At 64.4% G+C, this 526-nt stretch carries 1 protein-coding gene; it reads left to right on the top strand.

Translation table 11 applies throughout. The annotated features are described in order from the left end of the window. The coding region (locus tag EOA60_RS36640) for an amidohydrolase family protein (RefSeq protein ID WP_164899955.1) at nt 1–526 on the top strand (526 nt) is incomplete at both ends.

The following is a 526-nucleotide window of genomic DNA, read 5'->3' as shown; positions in this document are numbered from 1 at the left end:
GGCCGATATCGGCCTGAAGGACGGTCGCATCGCCGCGATCGGCAAGGCAGGCAATCCGGACACCCAGGATGGCGTCACCATCATCATCGGTCCCGGCACTGAGATCATCGCCGGCGAAGGCAAGATCCTGACGGCCGGCGGCTTCGACGCGCATATCCACTTCATCTGCCCGCAGCAGATCGAGGAAGCGCTGATGAGCGGCATCACCACGATGCTCGGCGGCGGCACCGGTCCGGCGCATGGCACCTTGGCCACCACCTGCACTCCCGGCCCCTGGCACATGGCGCGCATGATCCAGTCTTTCGACGCTTTCCCGATGAATATCGGGCTGTCCGGCAAGGGCAATGCCTCAAAGCCGGCAGCGCTGGAGGAAATGGTGCTCGCCGGCGCCTGCTCGCTGAAGCTGCATGAGGATTGGGGCACGACGCCGGCCGCGATCGACTGCTGCCTTTCGGTCGCCGACGACTATGACGTGCAGGTGATGATCCACACCGACACGCTGAACGAGTCCGGGTTTGTCGAGAAC

The organism is Mesorhizobium sp. M1A.F.Ca.IN.020.06.1.1 (assembly GCF_004023265.1).
In the GTDB taxonomy this organism is placed as follows: Bacteria; Pseudomonadota; Alphaproteobacteria; order Rhizobiales; family Rhizobiaceae; genus Mesorhizobium.
Note: the sequence above shows the minus strand (reverse complement) of the source record. Positions and strands in the feature narration are given on the sequence as shown.